The organism is Parabacteroides faecis (assembly GCF_014647375.1).
In the GTDB taxonomy this organism is placed as follows: domain Bacteria; phylum Bacteroidota; class Bacteroidia; order Bacteroidales; family Tannerellaceae; genus Parabacteroides; species Parabacteroides faecis.
Window position 1 is genome coordinate 20,319 of record NZ_BMPB01000018.1, and the last position, 18,040, is coordinate 38,358.

Here is an 18,040-nt window from a genome sequence, read left to right on the forward strand (position 1 = left end):
TGGTTATTCAGGCTTGCCCTGTGCGGCCTGATAACCTTCCAGTTGTGCTCTCGATTTGCTCTGTGTCACGATATATACGCCGGAAAATACCAGAGCAACGGCGATACCTTTCATTACCCCGAACGTATCCATTCCCCAAAGTACGGCTATCAGGGATGCCACGATCGGTTGTACATAGTTATACATGCAGGCTACTGTCGGGCGCAACAGGTTTTGTCCGATAGGGATAAATAAGTAGGGCAGGAATGTTCCTCCCAGTACGACATAGATGATACCCATATATAATTCAGTAGGAAGATGCAGGAAGTCGATGCCTGCAATGTGGTTGTAGGAGAACGGTATCGTACAGATAGTTGCATATGTGAACATCCATTTCATCAATGTGATCGGAGAATATTTGCCGATCAATCCTTTGAATAGCACGAAGTAGAATGAGAAACTGAACTGTGCGAGCAGGCAGAGCAGGTCTCCCCATATATTACTGCTTTTCCCTCCGCCGGTACCGGTGCCCTGGCTGCTTAGGATAAGCAATAACGCTCCGGCAGCTCCTATAAATATACCGATAACCTTTTTCCCTGTCACAGGTTCTTTCAGGTAGAAGGCTGCAATGATCATTGTGATGATGGGTGTTGTGGTCGTGACGATAGAGGCATTGATCGGTGAAGTCAGGGAGACTCCGAAGATGAATGACCCCTGGTTCAGTACGATCCCCAGTAGCGCTGCAAAGAATAGCTTCATCAGGTCCTGATGATTGACATGTTCCTTTTTCGTAAAGAGGGAAGCGAGCCAGAATACGATTGCCGCCCCTACCATGCGAAAGGTAGTAAGCGATAATGCACTGATAGGACCTGCTGATAATACGGCTTTTGATACCGGTGACATCAATCCCCACAAAATATTGGCTCCCAGCATGGCCAGGTGTCCTTTATAAGCTGCTGATTTCATTTTGCCTTCATTAAAACATGGGCAAAGGTAATAAAAAAACACCCGAAAAACATTCCATTATCAATGGTGAGTTTTCCGGGTGTTCTATTTAATCGTTATTACTTATGCGATTGTAATTTCCGGGTCCAGATATACGTCCTGAATGGTGTGTAGCAGTTCGACGCCATCTTTCATGGAGCGTTGGAATGCCTTACGTCCGCTGATCAGGCCCATACCGCCGGCACGTTTATTGATGACGGCTGTAGTAACGGCATCCTTTAGGTCGGAAGCTCCGTGTGATTCGCCGCCGGAGTTGATCAGTCCGACACGTCCCATATAACCGTTTGCAACCTGGTAGCGGCAAAGGTCGATCGGATGTTCGGTTGCCAGTTCGGTGTACATCTTTTTATCCACTTTGCCGAAGTTGATGGCAGTAAAACCTCCGTTGTTTGTCGGCAGTTTCTGTTTTACGATATCGGCTTTGATGGTAACGCCCAGATGGTTTGCCTGTCCGGTAAGGTCGGCTGCCGCATGATAATCGACACCCTCTTTCTTGAAATCATTGTTTCTTAAATAGCACCAGAGGACAGTTGCCATACCCAACTCATGGGCATATTCGAATGCATCTGCAATTTCAACCAATTGGTCACGGCTTTCGGCAGAACCGAAATAGATCGTAGCACCAACGGCGGCGGCACCCATATTCCAGGCCTCCTTGACCGTGCCGAACATCACCTGATTGTAACTGTTCGGATAGGTAAGCAATTCGTTATGATTGAGCTTTACGAGGAACGGGATTTTGTGTGCATATTTACGTGCCACTACTCCTAAGTTTCCGAATGTGGAAGCTACTGCATTGCAACCACCTTCGATAGCCAGCTTCACGATATTTTCCGGGTCGAAGTAGATGGGGTTGGGGGCAAATGAAGCACCTGCCGTATGTTCTATATCCTGATCTACCGGAAGAATGGACAAATAGCCGGTATTGGCCAGGCGTCCGCTTCCCAACATCCTCTGTAAATTATTTAATGTCTGAATATTTCTGTCGGTATTGATCCAGATATCATCCACTGTTGAAGGAGATGGAATATGTATCAGCGATTTGTCAATCGTTTTGCAGGTATGACCAAGTAAATACTCCGCTTTGTCGCCTAACAGGCTTTTAATCTTTGATGTATCCATAATATATGTAAGTTTTATAATCTAACACTTCCCGTTTGAAATAAGTTCCATAGTTTTTATCAATTAACAGATAGAATATATCTATCGGCGATCATTTGCCTTTTAGATTTGTTTGGTTAATTTTGTCGCAGCAAATAACAATGATTATATATACTAATAGTTTTACAACCAATAAAATTTTACAAAGATGAAAAAGAAATGGATCTGCACAGTATGTGGTTATGTTCATGAAGGTGATGAAGCTCCTGAATTCTGTCCGCAATGTAAACAACCGAAAAGCAAGTTCAAAGAACTGGTAGAAACAACAGGTGCTTTGCAGTTTGTTGACGAACATGTATTAGGCGTAGCTAAAGGTGTTGACCCTGTTATCCTTGAAGGGCTGAACGCTCACTTTATGGGTGAATGTACTGAGGTTGGTATGTATCTGGCTATGAGTCGTCAGGCTGATCGTGAAGGTTATCCGGAAGTAGCAGAAGCATTCAAGCGTTACGCATGGGAAGAAGCAGAACATGCAGCTAAGTTCGCAGAATTGCTGGGTGACGTTGTTTGGGATACAAAAACGAACCTGAAAAAACGTATGGAAGCTGAAGCTGGTGCATGCGAAGACAAAAAACGTATTGCAACGTTAGCTAAACAGCAGAACCTGGATGCTATCCACGATACTGTACATGAAATGTGTAAGGACGAAGCTCGCCATGGTAAAGGCTTCGAAGGTTTATATAATCGTTATTTCAAATAATAACGTATAATTCGTTAACACGATAGGAGGGGAGTACCGGGAGGCTACTCCCTTTTTGCATTATAGTATCTGTCTTTTTAGGTCAGTAGTGTTATGCCCCTTGACACTATAAGGCTAGTATTCATAGTATTATAGTGTTGCACCAGTCAGCACAGTAGTATTCTTATTGAAAAAAAGAGCTTCCGGAGGATAACGGTATGAAATTTTTCATACATTTGTCACGCAAACGACCGGGAAAGCTGCCAGAGTGGTCGAATGGGCCGCACTCGAAATGCGGTGTACGGGTAACTGTACCGGGGGTTCGAATCCCTCGCTTTCCGCTTGTCTTAGCCAAATGATGGCAATATTGTGAGAATAGAATTTAGAATAAAAAAGCTCCAGTTTATTATAAACTGGAGCTTTTTTTTATTAACAGTTAAAATAAATTATCCTCTAAAGCTTGTCCGGCTCTGATATTTATAGGATATCGGAATTGTTGTATGGCAGTTAGGAGGCGAGTCGTTATTATTAGTAAATAATATATTTTTGTTTGTAATGTGTTTATATATAGATATTTATGATAGATATAAATGACTAAAAAAAAGGATCGTTTTTTCTCGCCGTAAAAGTAACTAAAAAATTTGCATTTCAAAACAAATATGATAATTTTTTTCTATTTATAAAAACTCACTTATCCATTAAGTAATAAGATTATATAAGCAGGTGTGTTAAATAAATTAACACACCTGATGATCTATAAAAATGACTAGAAAAAACGATCCTTTTTTCTAGTCATTATAAAAAAGCACATAATTAACCTGGAGAATGAAAGTTCTCATCTAATAAATTAATACTTATGCAAAACAAATTAAAAGGTTGGATTATCCCAAACTGTGTTACAGAGGACTTTAATGGTAAAATACTGCTCCTTGATCTCGCAGGTCGTATCGGTAACGGAGGTGGTGACAGACCTGAAATCGAATAACTTTTTTAGACCAAGAAGACTCCGGACATTCCTTAGTATTGACTCCGCACCGGAGTCTGTACTAGGGAAGAGGTGGAGTCTGTTCCTGGTTAACCTTATTATCTGAATTCTAATTTTCCAATGTATCATAGTTAATAATTTAAATCTTTCAAACATGAAAAAACGGATGAAAATCCTTGCCTTATTGCAAAGGTTGTGTTTCCCCTGTGTTATAGGGGGTGTGTTGGGCCTTATTTTTGCTTGTTCGGATGATGGTAATGGCGGAAACAAATGGGATAAGCCATACGATCCGAGTCTTCCTGTGAAAATCACATCTTTTACTCCCGACTCGGGAGGAATGACCACGGAAATGATTATCAGAGGTGAAAATCTGGGTAACGATCCGAAAGCTGTTAAAGTTTATTTCAATAAAAAACAGGCAGCCGTAGTTTCTACCCGTGGGGATATGTTGTATGCCATAACTCCACGTCTGCCGGGAGATACTTGTGTGATTTCAGTGGTAATAGGGAAAGATTCAGTTTCCCTGGATGATCGTTTCAGGTATTTTACAACTACTCGTGTGACCACTATCAGCGGTCATCCCGATCGTGATTCCGTAGCCAACGGGTTGCTGATTTCTGCAGCATTCAAAGATCCGCGTTTTTTAACCATTGATGCACAGGATAATATTTTTGTATGCGAATGGAGTAACCAAGCGATACGGCGCATTAATATGGAAAAGGGAGAAGTTACGACCTTGATAGGGGAAGGAGGCATGATTGGCGGATCGCCGAATGCCCCGGACGTTGACTCTGACGGCAAAGTCGTGATTGTGCCGATGGACTCTAAATTTACCTTTTATGAATTCGATCCGGAACGCTTGTGGGAAGCTAAGAAGTTTGAAATGTTAAAGGCTGATGATTCGGATAATTTTACATGTGAATGGAAACATGGAGTCGCTTCTTGCCAGATAGACGGCATGATGTATACCCGGTCGCATGCAGGCGAAATTATAAAGTTCGATCCAAAAACTAAAAAAGCCTGGCTGGTGTCTAAAGATATCGAAACTGGTAATGATTCCTTCCTGGCATTCCATCCGTCAAAGCCGGAACTATTGTATATCTCATTGTACAACAGTAAGAAAATCGGAATCTTCAATGTGCAGACGAAAGAATATAAACAGTATTCGAATGGTATCTACGGTTATCAGGACGGCGACATAAAGGATGCACGTTTCAAAGAATTGCAACAGATCACTTTTGATGCAGACGGCAATCTGTATGTAGCGGACGCTGGAAACCGATGCATCCGGAGAATTTCTCCCGATGGGATTGTCACCACGGTTGTCGGCCTGCCTAACGAAGATGCCGGTTATAAAGACGGAGATCCTTCCGAGGCCCTGTTCAAGTGGCCCTCCGGAGTTGCGGTAGACAGCGAAGGCACGGTTTACGTAGCCGATCGCGATAATAATTGTATCCGCAAACTTTCGATCGAATAAATGAAGTATTTATTTTTTATGCATTGATTATGAAGAAACAATTTATAATAATACAGCTGATAATGTTGTGTGTGGGCATGTCGTTGCATGCTCAGTCAGGTGGTAAGACGCTGACTCTTTCGGGTATTGTACTGGATACCTCCTTGGATGATGAACCGATGATCGGGGTAAACGTATACCTGCGTGACGAACCGGGTGTCGGTACTTCTACCGATACAGACGGACGTTTTAATATAAAGGCAAAAAAAGGCGATGTGATTGTGTTTAAATATCTGGGTTACGACAATTACGAACATATTGTCATGAAAAGTGAAGGGAATCTGGTCGTGAAGATGCAGACCTCTTCCGTGCAACTGGAGGAAGCTGTAGTTGTCGGTATGGGTAAACAACGAAAAATCAGTGTTTCGGGTGCTATCACGGCTGTGGATGTGAACCAGCTCCAGACGCCTGCCACATCCCTCAACAATATGCTGGGAGGCCGTGTTGCCGGTGTGATTTCCATGCAAAGTAGTGGCGAGCCAGGGAAGAATATCTCCGAGTTTTGGGTACGCGGTATCGGTACATTTGGTGCCAACAGCAGTGCCTTGGTACTGATTGACGGACTGGAAGGCCGTTTGAGCGATATCGATCCGGCGGATGTGGAGAGTTTCTCCATCCTGAAGGATGCTTCTGCTACAGCAGTATATGGTGTGCGTGGAGCTAATGGGGTTGTGCTGGTGACTACCAAGCGCGGAAAGAGCGACCGTTTACGTGTTACGGCACGTGTCAACTTTACCGTTTCTCAATTGAAGCATCTGCCCGAATACCTGGGAGCTTATGATTATGCGAAGCTGGCTAACGAAGCACGCGTGGTTTCGGGAATGACTCCGTTGTACGATGAAACAGCCTTGAACCTGATCCAGTACGGGTTGGATCCAGACCTCTATCCGGATGTAAACTGGCAGGACGAGATATTGAATAAGACATCCTTGCAGCAGACTTATTATGTCAGCGCGCAGGGGGGAGGTAATGTAGCCAAGTATTTTATCAGTTTGAATGCTTCGAATGAAGGATCGGCTTATAAGCAGGATCCGAGTTCAAAATACAAGAGTAATGTGGCTTATCAAACCTATGGTTATCGTTCGAATCTGGATATCAGTGTGACCAAAACAACCGATTTATATTTGGGTGTAGACGGCTTCATCTCTTCTACAGGCTATCCGGGAGGTGCGAATACTGATTATATCTGGTATGCACAATCTTCTCTTACCCCGTTGACAATCCCGACAATGTATTCCGGAGGTATTTTCCCGTCATATGACAAAAATATGTATTCTCCTTATATCGTGTTGAACCATACCGGGTTCGGAAAAAAGGAAGAGTATAAGAATATGGTGACCCTGGCATTGAACCAGGATTTGTCGATGATTACTCCCGGCTTGAAAGTCTGTGTGCAAGGGGCATTGAATACGACTGCGAACAAGGAGGAATATCGCCGGTTATGGCCCGAAATGTACAATGCGAGCGAACGTGATGTGAATGGTGATCTGGTGTTAGTCAAAACTATCGAAGCACAGCCTGTCGTGTATGGAGAAGAAAAATATTTCTACAGGAAATTACATTTTGAGACTATGGTCAATTATGAACGGCTGGTAGCCAATGACCATCGTTTCACAGGATTGCTTTATTATTATATGAGTGATGAAACTGATACAGGATATAAAATGGAAGAATCCCTGAAAGCCATCCCGCGCCGTTATCAGGGGATTTCTGCACGAATTACTTATGGGTTGAAGGATACCTATTTCCTGGATGGTAATTTCGGATATACTGGTTCCGAAAACTTCGAGCCGGGCAGGCAGTTCGGTTTCTTCCCTTCCGTCTCTGTCGGTTGGGCACCCTCACAGTACAAATTCGTAAAGAAAGCACTTCCTTGGCTGGACTTCCTCAAGATACGAGCCTCTTACGGTAGTGTGGGGAATGACCGTATTTCGGATAAACGCTTCCCGTATCTGACACAGATGAATCCATTGGCTGGTACCGGATGGGGAGCCAATATGATCGGTGTTTCAGAAAGTGTAATGGGAGCCGACAATCTGGAGTGGGAGCGTGCCACTAAGGCTGACCTGGGTATTGAGGGGAGACTTTTCAATGAAAAGGTTTCTTTCGTTGTCGATATCTTTCAGGATAAACGTAACGGTATTTTCCAACAACGCACTAATATCCCCGATTATGTCGGTATTCCGGTCGGATTTCCTTATGGTAACGTTGGAAAGATGAAGAGCTATGGTTCCGATGGCAATATCTCCTTTACTCAATCTGTAGGAAAAGATTTCTATTTTACGCTCCGTGGCAATTATACCTACTCCAATAATAAGGTGAAAGAATGGGAGGAAACGAATCTTCCTTACGATTATTTGTTCCGAAAAGGATGGCCTCATAATGTAACGCGCGGTTTTATCTCTTTGGGATTGTTCAAAGATGAGGCCGATGTGAAGTATAGTCCTAAGCAGTTCGGTGAAGTGCGTCCTGGAGATATTAAATACAAAGATGTGGACGGTAATGGTGTGATCAATGACGATGATAAGGTGCCTCTTTCTTTTTCTAACTATCCGCGGTTTATGTACGGTTTCGGTGGCGAGTTCGGTTATAAGAATTGGAGTCTCAATGTACTCTTCAAAGGGACGGGACGTGTCGATATTTTCCGGACGGGAGTGGCTGATGGCAACGGCAGGTTGAACGATCAGGGATGGGTTCCTTTTAATGAAGGGAAAACGGGGAATGTTCTGAGCATCGTGAATGATCAGGCTAATCGTTGGACTCCCGCTTCTTATTCAGGCGATCCTTCTACCGAAAATCCCAATGCCATGTTTCCTCGCCTGAGTTACGGAAGAAATGAGAACAATACAAAGTTATCCACTTTTTGGATGGACAACGCCCGCTATCTGCGCCTGGAAGAGGTCAGCCTGACCTATCGTTTGAAATCGGGACGGTTTCTCAAGTCGTTGGGGGTAAGTTCAATGGATTTTCAGTTAATCGGATATAACCTGTTCGTATGGGATAAACAAAAGGTAAATATATTCGATCCTGAACAGACCGAAAGAAACGGACAATCGTATCCTATTCCGGCACGGTATGCCGCTCAAATCTATGTAAACTTTTAAAAAAGAGGAGATTCGAATATGAAATATATAAAGCATGTATTACTGACCATTATAGTTGCCGTATGGGGATGTTTCAGTTCCTGTAATTATCTGAACGTCGACGATTATTTCCTGGATACGTTTAGCTATGATTCTATTTTCGCCAGTGAGGTCAATGTGGAACGTTACTTATGGACAATCCCTACCTATTTTGATGATGAGGGAGCAGTTTTCGGTAATTGTCGCACTCCCGGTGTCGGAGCTACCGATGAATGTATACCGACCTGGGATACAGATGAGTTTCTGGGTACTAAATATGCCCGTGGACTGATTACCGCAGATAACCAGACTCGTTTTTTTGATACATGGATCAATATGTACAGGGTGGTCCGTAAAGTCAATGTGATCCTGGCGAACATCGGGCAGGTTCCTGACTTGTCGACACAGAAGAAATCGGAAATGTTGGGGTATGCCTACTTCATGCGGGCATATGCCTATTATCAGATACTGGTGGATTACGGGCCGTTGCTGATTCTCGACGACGATGTGCTTGCGATGAATGAGGAAATGGGATATTACGACCGGGCACGGTCTACATTTGACGAATCGGTCGAATATGTATGTACTGAATTTGAAAGAGCAGCGAGGTATCTGCCGGATCGGGGTAGTTTGGCCGTTAACCAGTTCGGACGCCCTCACCGCGATGCCGCTTATGCCTTGGTGGCACGTTTGCGCCTGCTACATGCCAGCGAAGCATATAACGGAGGAGAAGCTGCACGACGTTATTTTTCGGGTTGGAAACGACAGACAGACGGGGTGGACTATGTTTCGCAAACTGAAGACAATAAACGATGGGCTGTTGCTGCCCATGCAGCCAAACGATTGATTGATAAAGGATATACACTTCATACAGTGCCACGCGACGAGTTGACACCCGAGTTACCGTCTAACGTTTCGAATGCTAATTTTCCGGATGGCGCCGGGGATATCGATCCGTATAAATCCTATAAAGACATGTTTTCGGGTGAAGCTATCGGCTATAAAAATCCAGAATTTATCTGGGCGATGACTTCTGCGAGTGTCAGGAATTATGTCCGTCATAGCTTTCCGGTAGGAACGCTTAGCGGATGGGGTGGACTGGGTATCACTCAGAAGGTCGTGGATGCTTATTATATGGCTGATGGCACAGAATATACGGCTGCCGGGGTCGATGAACAGGCGAAGATAGGAGCCGGTAAAGCATTCTCCGGTTATCAGTTATTGGCGGGTACATCGGAAATGTATAATAATAGAGAAATGCGTTTTTATGCAAGCATTGGTTTTCAGAACCGCCTATGGATATGTAATTCTACGACAGATAATGGAAAGAGAAATTTTGTAGCTAATTTCGCTCTGGATGGAAATTGTGGTAAATTACAAGCATTACCGTCGCCTACCGATTTTCCGCTGACCGGCTATCTGTCAGTAAAATATACCCATGATGATGATGCCTATACGGGAAATGGCGCAACCCAGACACAAAAGTATTTTCCGATTATTCGTTATGCAGAGATTCTGCTTTCTTATGCGGAAGCACTTAATAACATCGAAGGATCTTATACGGTGACCGATACCCTTGGACAGTCAGGTAGCTATACACGTGATTACAATGAAATCGCCCGGTGTTTTAACCAGGTTCGTTATCGTGCCGGACTACCAGGCATTCCACAAGGTTTGTCGAAAGATGCAATCAATAAATTGATACAGCGGGAGCGGATGGTCGAATTCTTCCTGGAAAACCGTCGTTATTATGATGTACGGCGTTGGGGTATTTATGATAAAGTGGATGCGGAACCGATAATGGGTATGAACATCGAAGGTGCAGGCGACGCTTATTTCCGTCGGGTTCAGCCTCGCCACGTGAATGTAAGGACACGTATCACTGCACCAAAACTGGTTCTACTTCCTATCTGGAAAAATGAGTTGAGGAAAATGCCTCTGTTGGACCAGAATCCGGGTTGGACAAGATAATAACTTATAAAACGAAAAGGTATGAAATTAATAAAGATAGCAGCTGCCTTCTTATGTCTCTTGCTGACATCCTGTGAAGGTTACGAAATTTTTGAGAAAGAATTATATGAGAAGATTGTATATGTGTTGGCTGAAAACGATGAATTTTATGAAGTGCATTCATTGGATAGCCTCGTTTCGACAGGGCGCGTCGTTGTTGCGGTTTCTGGCACGGAACCTGTGACAGAGCTGGTTACCGTTGAGTTCGAATATGATGCGGAAACGGTGGAGGAATACCGGAAAAAGGAAGGTGCGACCACACCGAATGTTTATATGGATCTGACAAACCCACATATCGAAATACCTTCGATGATCACGACAATCGATCCGGCTGACAATCCTCCTCGGGGATTTCTAACGATCAATGTCAAACCGGAAGGGTTATCACCTGATTCCACCTATTATGTTCCGCTGAAGATCAAGAGTTCTTCGCTTGACAGTATAAGTGTTGAGAACGATCATGTCATGTATCGTATATACATCAAAAATCGTTTTGCGGATCAGGAGGAGGCAACGAGATATTCAGCAAGTGTAACATTCGATGAATCGATGCCGTATGTTCTCGATAAGACCGTGTTACCTCTTTCTAAAGATGAAATTCGCACGACGGTTGGTACTGAAACATTCGAAGCGACTATTGCTTCTATCGCTACCCGCTGTATGGTCATTAAAATAAAGGCGGATAATTCATTGGTTTTATCTGCCTATGATCCGGATTATATGGAATTGGAAATGTTTGATGATGAAGAATACAACAACCAATACCGTAGGGATGTAGCTGGAGAGAGTCGTTTTTATTACGCCTATCGTTACCGGGTACGTACGACACCGGATGAGGAATGGGGTGAATGGAAGACTGTTCGTGAAAACATGTTGCGTTTTAAGAAAGAAGAATTAGAGTAAATGCTTTACCCAGGCAGCTGGTAACTGTCTGGGTAATTCTTTTATACGAAGTAATGAAGAAATTAGATATACATGTACCATTCGGGTTGATCTTAATCATTACGGAAGGATGTTTTATTGTCGGTTTGTTACAATATCGATATGTTTTTCATCTGTTCTTCCTTGAACAATATCAATTATTTTTAGAAGGAAAAGAATATGCTGCAGAATTATTGTCCAGACCGGGAGGATTTATAGAATATATAAGTGAATATTGTGTTCAGTTCTTTCACATTGATTTTGTCGGATGTGTCAGTATTGCGGTTATTCTGTTGTTGATAGGATGGCTTCTTCATTGTTTACTGAAGGAGAAAAGGGAGCAGGATATTTATTTCTTATTTGAAGGCATTATCGTGTTCTTTTTGTTGTTGAATATTTTGGATATTGCTTTCTTTTTGCGGGGGATGGTAGGTTATTTGTTTTGTATAGCTTGTCTTTATGTTTATAGACAGATACAAAACCGTTTATTTTCTGTTCGACTCCTATGGGGAATAGGGTTGGGATGCGCTTTATTCTGGATTGCGGCGCCTTTTCAAACATTGTTTTTGATTACGGCTGGTTGTCTGGAATTGAAGGAACATGGTTTTAATAAAGGGAGGAGTTTAATATGGCCTATATGTACCGGAGTAATAGTCTGTTCCGTTTATTATTGGGGAGGGAATGGAGTATGCCGGATCTATATGCTTCCGGATGGGATTTGTTCTTTCCAGATTATTCTCGGTTGGACAAAATATGTATCATGGGTACTATTGCCGGTTGCCGTACTTTTAATGCCGTTGTTTAATAAGTTGGTAGGGAAGATTGGAAATATTTATCATATAAGGATCATACAAATGTCTATGTTAATGGTGATTTTTATATTTGTTCTGCCGAAGTATGACGATGGAGGATCTCTCCCGTATAAACGACTGAATCATTATGCTGTTAACGAAAAATGGGATGAAATACTCGATTACTGCAAAAAATATCCCCCGGAAGATTTTAGGTGTTTGAATTATCAGAATCTGGCTCTTGCAAAAAAAGGTATATTGACTGATTCTTTGTTTGCATACAACCAAAAAGGTGGAAAAGGTTTGTTTGCTCCCTGGGATAGAACTGTGTATACAGCTTTTGTTTTACAGAAAGTTTGTTATTACTACGGTAATATAGCTTTTGCTCAGAAATATGCTTTTGAAGGAAATGTGTGTTCTACATCAAGGGGATTTCCGGAAACAATGAAAATGCTTGTACGTACAAATCTTCTTCAAAAAGAATATCGTGTGGCAGCGAAATATATCTATTACTTACAGCAGACGAGTTTTTATAAAGATTGGGCTGACCGTCAGTGTCGTTATTTGTCGGTCCCGGACGCTGTAGAAGAGGATCCTCAATATGCAGGAAAACGGCAATTTTTGTGGCAAAAGAATCATTTTGTTCTCTCGAATGAGTTTCGGATGCTGGCAAGCAGAAATAAAGATGACCGGCAATTAAGGAATTTTGTATTATGCTTTTATTTATTGGAGAAAGATCTGGCAGGATTCCTCGAATGGTTTAACTATTATTATGCAAGTTCGGAATATGAAGATATACCCGATGTATATTATGAAGCCCTGATGGTATGTTCTATTGATATACCTGAAGTGTTGGATCGTTACCGGATACCGGATTCTGTCAAGAACGATTTTGAGATGTACAATTTGATCTATCGGAGTGCGAAAGACCTGAAGGAACGGAAATACAGGCTTTCTTTGTACCATGCCGATAGTTATTGGTTTTACTTCCATTATGTAAATAAACAATGAATAAATTAAGCCTGTTACTATCCGTTATTTTGTTAATGGTTGTATATGCATGCGATTATGCACCGGCCTGTATGCCTGTATATCTTTCAAACTCATTTATTTATCCGGATTATTCCGGGGTAACTATTCCTCGGAATATTGCTTCGCTTTCATTCCGGGTCGGTACGGAGAAAAAGGAGGTGAAGACGATATTTCATACAAAAGATTATTCAGTTACCGTAAAGGGTAAAGAGGTGGTTGTTCCTACCCGTAAATGGAAAAAACTTTTGCGTTCCGAAGAAAAGGTACAGGTCGATATTTTAGTTAAAGAAAGAGCGAAATGGGAGCCTTTTTATTCTTTTTTGCTCCATATATCTGCTGATGAAATTGATCCGTATATAACTTATCGGTTGATAGCGCCCGGCTATGAAGTGTGGAATTGCATGGGTATTTATCAACGTAGCCTGTCTTCCTTTGAAGAATCACCAGTTTACGAAAACAACACGATGAGTCATTTTTGTGTGAATTGCCATACGGCTAATAAGGGAAATCCGGAAGAGTTTATTTTCCATCAACGTCCGAAACCCAGTGGTACGATATTGGTCAAAGGGGGAACTGTACAAAAATTAAATACTTGTTACAGTGAGAAAATACCGGCTTTAGTGTATCCGTCCTGGCACCCATCGGGTAATTATATTGCTTTTTCGGTTAATAAAACTGTGCAAAGTATTCATTCGGCAGATGCGAATCGTATTGAAGTTTGGGATGCATATTCTGATATTGTGATAGTGGATATTAGAAACAATACATTGATTACTACTCCTTCTTTGATGTCTGAAGAATCTTTTGAAACATTTCCGTCTTTTTCTCCGGATGGGAAGACTCTTTATTTTTGTTCGGCTCGTTCGATGCAATTGCCGGATTCTCTTTTAAGGCTTAAATACGATCTTTGTTCGATTGAAGTCGATATGGATAATTTGATATTTGGGCAACGAGTAGATACTGTTATAAAAGCATCAGAGGATGATTATAGTATTTCTTTTCCCCGATTGTCTCCGGATGGTCGTTTTTTACTCTATACCTGGCATAAGTATGGAAACTTTTCCATTTGGCACAGAGAGGCCGATTTAAAAATGTATGATTTGGAAAAAAAACATCCTGTCGATATTGAAATTGTGAACTCCTCGGAAGCCGAAAGTTATCACTCCTGGTCTTCTAACGGCAGATGGATTATTTTTAGTAGCCGTAGAGGAGATGGATTATATACCCGTCCTTATATTGCTCATATCGATACGAATGGTATTGCCGGAAAGCCTTTTTTATTACCTCAGAAAAGCAGTTCTTATTATCTTTTCCAGGATCGGTCATATAATATTCCGGAGTTCATGACGGGAAAAATTAAAAACTGTAGAACAAGGATTGAAAAGGTTGTGGAAGGTAGAGATTAAAATAACCGTAGAAGATAAAAACCGACAGATTATCGTTTATAAAGCGATTTCTGTCGGTTTCATGTTTGGTGACTGTCTTATCATTTCTTTAATGCTTCCAGCAATTTATCTACCGCGTCGGGAATAGTCTTTTCACTTTTCAGCAATTGAATAAACTTACTGCCGATGATGGCACCGGAAGAGTTGGAGGATGCTGCATCGAAAGTTGCTTTGTTGGAGATGCCGAAACCAACTAAACGGGGGTTCTGCAGGTTCATTGCGTTGATACGGCGGAAGTATGCTTGCTTCTGATCGTCGAAACTCTGTTGTGCTCCGGTAGTGGCGGCACTCGATACCATATAAATAAAGCCGGAAGTATGTTCGTCGATCAGGCAGATACGGTCTTCGGAAGTTTCCGGAGTGATCAGCATGATCAGTTTCAGGTCGTAGTGATCGGCTGTTTCTTTGTAGTCGGACATATAATCGGCGAATGGGAGGTCGGGGATGATCACACCGTCTATACCAACTTCCACACACTTCTTACAGAACGCCTCGAAGCCGAATTGCATAATAGGATTGAGGTATCCCATCAATACCAGTGGCATTTGAACTTCTTTCCGTATATCCTTCAACTGGTCGAACAGGCGGTGGAGTGACATGCCGTTGCACAAAGCCTGGGTTGCAGCTTCCTGGATCACAGGACCATCAGCCATCGGGTCGGAGAAGGGGATACCCACTTCAACCATATTAATGCCTTTTGCTTCCAACTCTTTCAGAATGGTTACCGTATCGTTCAACTGCGGATAACCGGCTGTAAAATAAACGGACAGGATGCCGTTCTTTTTTGTTTCGAATAAGTTTGTAATACGATTCATATCCTTATCTTTTTATTATTTCTTTATCTTATCTATAAACGTTTTTATCTTTTCTGCATCCTTCATGCCCGGTTCGGTCTCAAACCCACTGTTCAGGTCGATGCCTGCCAGTTGGGGATGCCGGAAATTCCTGACGGCATCTACACTGTCAGGAGCGATGCCACCGCTGAGCAGGAACGGTGTGTTTCCTTTGTAGGAAGCGAGTATCGACCAGTCGAATTGTTTACCGGAACCACCATAACTGTTGCATTTGGTATCGAACAGGAAATAGTCGGCACGTCCTTCATATTCGGTCGTGGAAGTCAGGTCATCGGCCGAAGCGATAGAGAATGCTTTGATGATTGCATAACCCCGCTTTTGCAGTGCGTAACATGTGTCAGGTGATTCATTACCATGCAACTGTAAATAGTCGAGTTTATACAGATTGGCTGTTTCCATCATGTATTCGGGAGTCGCATTGACGAAGACACCGACTCTTTTAAGTTGACGGTTGACAGTAGGCAGTTGACAGATGATAGTTGACAGATGACAGTTGGAGGGGCTGTCAGTTTTCTTTAAACTGTCCACTGTCCACTGTCTACTGTCAATTGAGCGAGCGGAGCGAGCGTAAAAGATGAATCCCATCCAATCGATCCCTGTCATTGCCACCTGCCGGATATTTTCCGGATCCCTCATGCCACAGACTTTGATCAGCATGGCAGACCTCCGATAAAGGCAGCCAGGGTTTCGCCCGGTTGCTCGGTTTTCATAAATGTTTCGCCGATCAGGAAGCCTCGGAAACCGGCTTCACGTAATTGAGAGACTGTCTCTGTAGATGAAATACCACTTTCTGAGACCAGAAGAGGAGCAAGGTCCTTTTCTTTGACTATCTCCTGCATTTTCTCTGCCAGGCGGAAAGAGTTCGCTACATCCGTGTGGAAGGTTCCGAGGTTACGGTTATTCACCCCCAGCATGTCGATATGCGGATTCAGATAATCCAACTCTGCTTCGCTGTGGATTTCCAGCAGGGTCTCCAGTTGCAGTGTGTGTGCCAGTTCTGCCAGCTCCAGACATTGGTCCGGTGTGAGGCAGGCGGCGATCAGCAGAACAGCATCGGCCCCCATGACGCGGGCTTGATAAAGCTGGTATTCATCGATGATAAAATCTTTCCGCAACAGTGGGATATCGACCAGTTTACGTGCCGCGCACAGGTCGCCCAGCGAACCGCCGAAGAACTGCGGGTCGGTGAGGATAGAACAGGCCGATGCCCCGGCTTCCTTATAGGCAGGGATTACCTCTGCAACGGCTGCATCAGGATGTAACCACCCCTTTGACGGACTTTTGCGTTTGAACTCGGCGATGATACCGGATGAGGAAGCCGCCAGTGACGCACGCATCGAGTAGGTGGTACGTTCCAGACGCTCACCGCCCAATGCCAGCAGAGTTTGAAGACGGACGGCTTGTTTCTGGCGGTCTACTTCAATACGTTTGTTGGCTATGATATCTTGTAATATATCTTTCATAGTTAATTGTTTAATGAAATAAACTTCTTTAATGTTGCTAGAGCCTTACCGCTTTCCAACGATTCGCGGGCTTCGTCGATACAGGTTTCTATCTTCTTTTCAGGGCAGATTACCTGGATGGCAAAAGCGGAATTAGCGATCACGCAATTCTTTTGTGCCGGGGTTGCCGTGTTGTGCATTACACTATCGAAAATGCGGGCGGCATCTTCGACAGTCTGGCCTCCGTCGAGGTCCGCTTCCGTACAACGGGTGAAGCCCAGCATTTCCGGTGTATAAAGCTTTTCTTTCTCCGGCATAGCAACCTTAAACTCTGTCGTCAGCGATATTTCATCGAACCCGTCCAGGCTATGAACGACTGCAAAGCGTGTTCCGCTTTCCTGATAAGTATAGCTGTACAGGCGGAGTAACGGCAGGTTATATACACCTAGCAGCTGATAAGCAGGCATTACCGGATTTACCAGCGGGCCGAGCATATTGAAGAAACTACGTACTCCCAGGCTTTTACGTACCGGAGCTACAGCCTTTAATGCCGGGTTGAACAGCGGAGCATGCAGATAAGCGATATGGCAGGCGTCCATGCTCTGACGCAGTTTGTCGATATCGTTCGTGAACTTCACGCCATGTTGCTCCATGACGTTACTTGCCCCACTGACGGAAGTTGCTCCGTAGTTACCATGTTTTACCACATTGTAACCCGCTCCCGCAACAACAAAGCAGGAGGCTGTACTTATATTGAACGTGTTTTTACCGTCGCCGCCTGTCCCGACAATGTCGATAGGCTTGTAATCCGACAGATCGACCGGAACCCGCATTTCGAGCAGTGCTTCGCGGAATCCGCTCAATTCCTCTACGGCGATGTTACGCATCAGATAGACGGTGATCAGGCTGGCAATCTGTGAATCGTTATATTGTCCGGCCGCCATATTTTGAAGTATCTGCCGTGCTTCATCCCGTCCCAGATACTGATGTTCGAATAATCTGTATAATATATCTTTCATAACTCTTCTTCTTTTATAAATTATCTCTAGAGGTGTTGTTTGTTTCACCTTAATGAAACAACTGTTTCATATTGTAGAA

General features: G+C 43.3%; 14 protein-coding genes and 1 tRNA gene. 9 read left to right on the forward strand and 6 right to left on the reverse strand.

Annotated elements, in window-relative coordinates; genetic code table 11:
* Positions 1–3: 3 nt before the first annotated feature.
* Both IEY67_RS23010 and IEY67_RS23015 read right to left on the reverse strand, forming a co-directional pair.
* Entirely contained in the window at positions 4–945 is a 942-nt protein-coding gene (locus IEY67_RS23010) for a DMT family transporter (RefSeq protein ID WP_183670671.1), read from the reverse strand.
* Between the two features lie 102 nt (positions 946–1,047).
* The gene (locus IEY67_RS23015) at positions 1,048–2,106 is read right to left on the reverse strand and encodes a class I fructose-bisphosphate aldolase (protein WP_122353054.1); all 1,059 of its coding nucleotides are present in this window, start codon (positions 2,104–2,106) and stop codon (positions 1,048–1,050) included.
* A 187-nt stretch (positions 2,107–2,293) separates the two neighbouring features.
* On the opposite strand from IEY67_RS23015, the gene IEY67_RS23020 reads away from it, so the two are divergent.
* From IEY67_RS23020 to IEY67_RS23055, 9 genes are all read left to right on the forward strand, one after another.
* A complete protein-coding gene (locus IEY67_RS23020) occupies positions 2,294–2,845 on the forward strand; it encodes an NADH peroxidase (protein WP_007652517.1) in 552 nt (183 codons plus the stop codon).
* Between the two features lie 233 nt (positions 2,846–3,078).
* Positions 3,079–3,165, forward strand: a tRNA-Ser gene (locus IEY67_RS23025).
* A 515-nt stretch (positions 3,166–3,680) separates the two neighbouring features.
* A complete protein-coding gene (locus IEY67_RS25360; RefSeq protein WP_262893042.1) occupies positions 3,681–3,809 on the forward strand; it encodes a hypothetical protein in 129 nt (42 codons plus the stop codon).
* Between the two features lie 154 nt (positions 3,810–3,963).
* Positions 3,964–5,286: an IPT/TIG domain-containing protein gene (locus IEY67_RS23030; RefSeq protein ID WP_183670669.1), complete on the forward strand. Its 1,323-nt coding sequence runs from the start codon at positions 3,964–3,966 to the stop codon at positions 5,284–5,286.
* A 29-nt stretch (positions 5,287–5,315) separates the two neighbouring features.
* Positions 5,316–8,429, forward strand: a complete 3,114-nt coding sequence (locus tag IEY67_RS23035; RefSeq protein ID WP_183670667.1) for a SusC/RagA family TonB-linked outer membrane protein — start codon at positions 5,316–5,318, stop codon at positions 8,427–8,429.
* An 18-nt stretch (positions 8,430–8,447) separates the two neighbouring features.
* Positions 8,448–10,418 carry a RagB/SusD family nutrient uptake outer membrane protein gene (locus tag IEY67_RS23040; protein ID WP_183670665.1) on the forward strand — a complete coding sequence of 657 codons (1,971 nt, stop codon included), beginning with the start codon at positions 8,448–8,450 and terminating at the stop codon, positions 10,416–10,418.
* Positions 10,419–10,439: 21 nt separating this feature from the next.
* A complete protein-coding gene (locus tag IEY67_RS23045) occupies positions 10,440–11,360 on the forward strand; it encodes a BT_3987 domain-containing protein (protein ID WP_183670663.1) in 921 nt (306 codons plus the stop codon).
* A gap of 53 nt (positions 11,361–11,413) precedes the next feature.
* Positions 11,414–13,180: a DUF6057 family protein gene (locus IEY67_RS23050; RefSeq protein ID WP_183670661.1), complete on the forward strand. Its 1,767-nt coding sequence runs from the start codon at positions 11,414–11,416 to the stop codon at positions 13,178–13,180.
* Positions 13,177–14,607 (forward strand): TolB family protein, encoded by a 1,431-nt coding sequence (locus IEY67_RS23055; RefSeq protein WP_183670659.1) that lies wholly within the window; start codon positions 13,177–13,179, stop codon positions 14,605–14,607. The genes IEY67_RS23050 and IEY67_RS23055 overlap by 4 nt, the downstream gene beginning before the upstream one ends.
* A gap of 80 nt (positions 14,608–14,687) precedes the next feature.
* Here IEY67_RS23055 and trpA read toward each other — a convergent pair whose 3' ends face one another.
* From trpA to trpD, 4 genes are read right to left on the reverse strand one after another with little or no spacing between them, the layout of a single operon-like run.
* The gene (gene trpA, locus IEY67_RS23060; protein ID WP_183670657.1) at positions 14,688–15,461 is read right to left on the reverse strand and encodes a tryptophan synthase subunit alpha; all 774 of its coding nucleotides are present in this window, start codon (positions 15,459–15,461) and stop codon (positions 14,688–14,690) included.
* 15 nt (positions 15,462–15,476) lie between these two features.
* Entirely contained in the window at positions 15,477–16,157 is a 681-nt protein-coding gene (locus IEY67_RS23065; RefSeq protein WP_183670655.1) for a phosphoribosylanthranilate isomerase, read from the reverse strand.
* A complete protein-coding gene (trpC, locus tag IEY67_RS23070) occupies positions 16,151–16,963 on the reverse strand; it encodes an indole-3-glycerol phosphate synthase TrpC (protein ID WP_122353059.1) in 813 nt (270 codons plus the stop codon). Before trpC ends, IEY67_RS23065 begins: the two co-directional genes overlap by 7 nt.
* Before the next feature lie 2 nt (positions 16,964–16,965).
* Positions 16,966–17,961, reverse strand: a complete 996-nt coding sequence (gene trpD / locus IEY67_RS23075; RefSeq protein WP_122353060.1) for an anthranilate phosphoribosyltransferase — start codon at positions 17,959–17,961, stop codon at positions 16,966–16,968.
* Positions 17,962–18,040 lie beyond the last annotated feature (79 nt).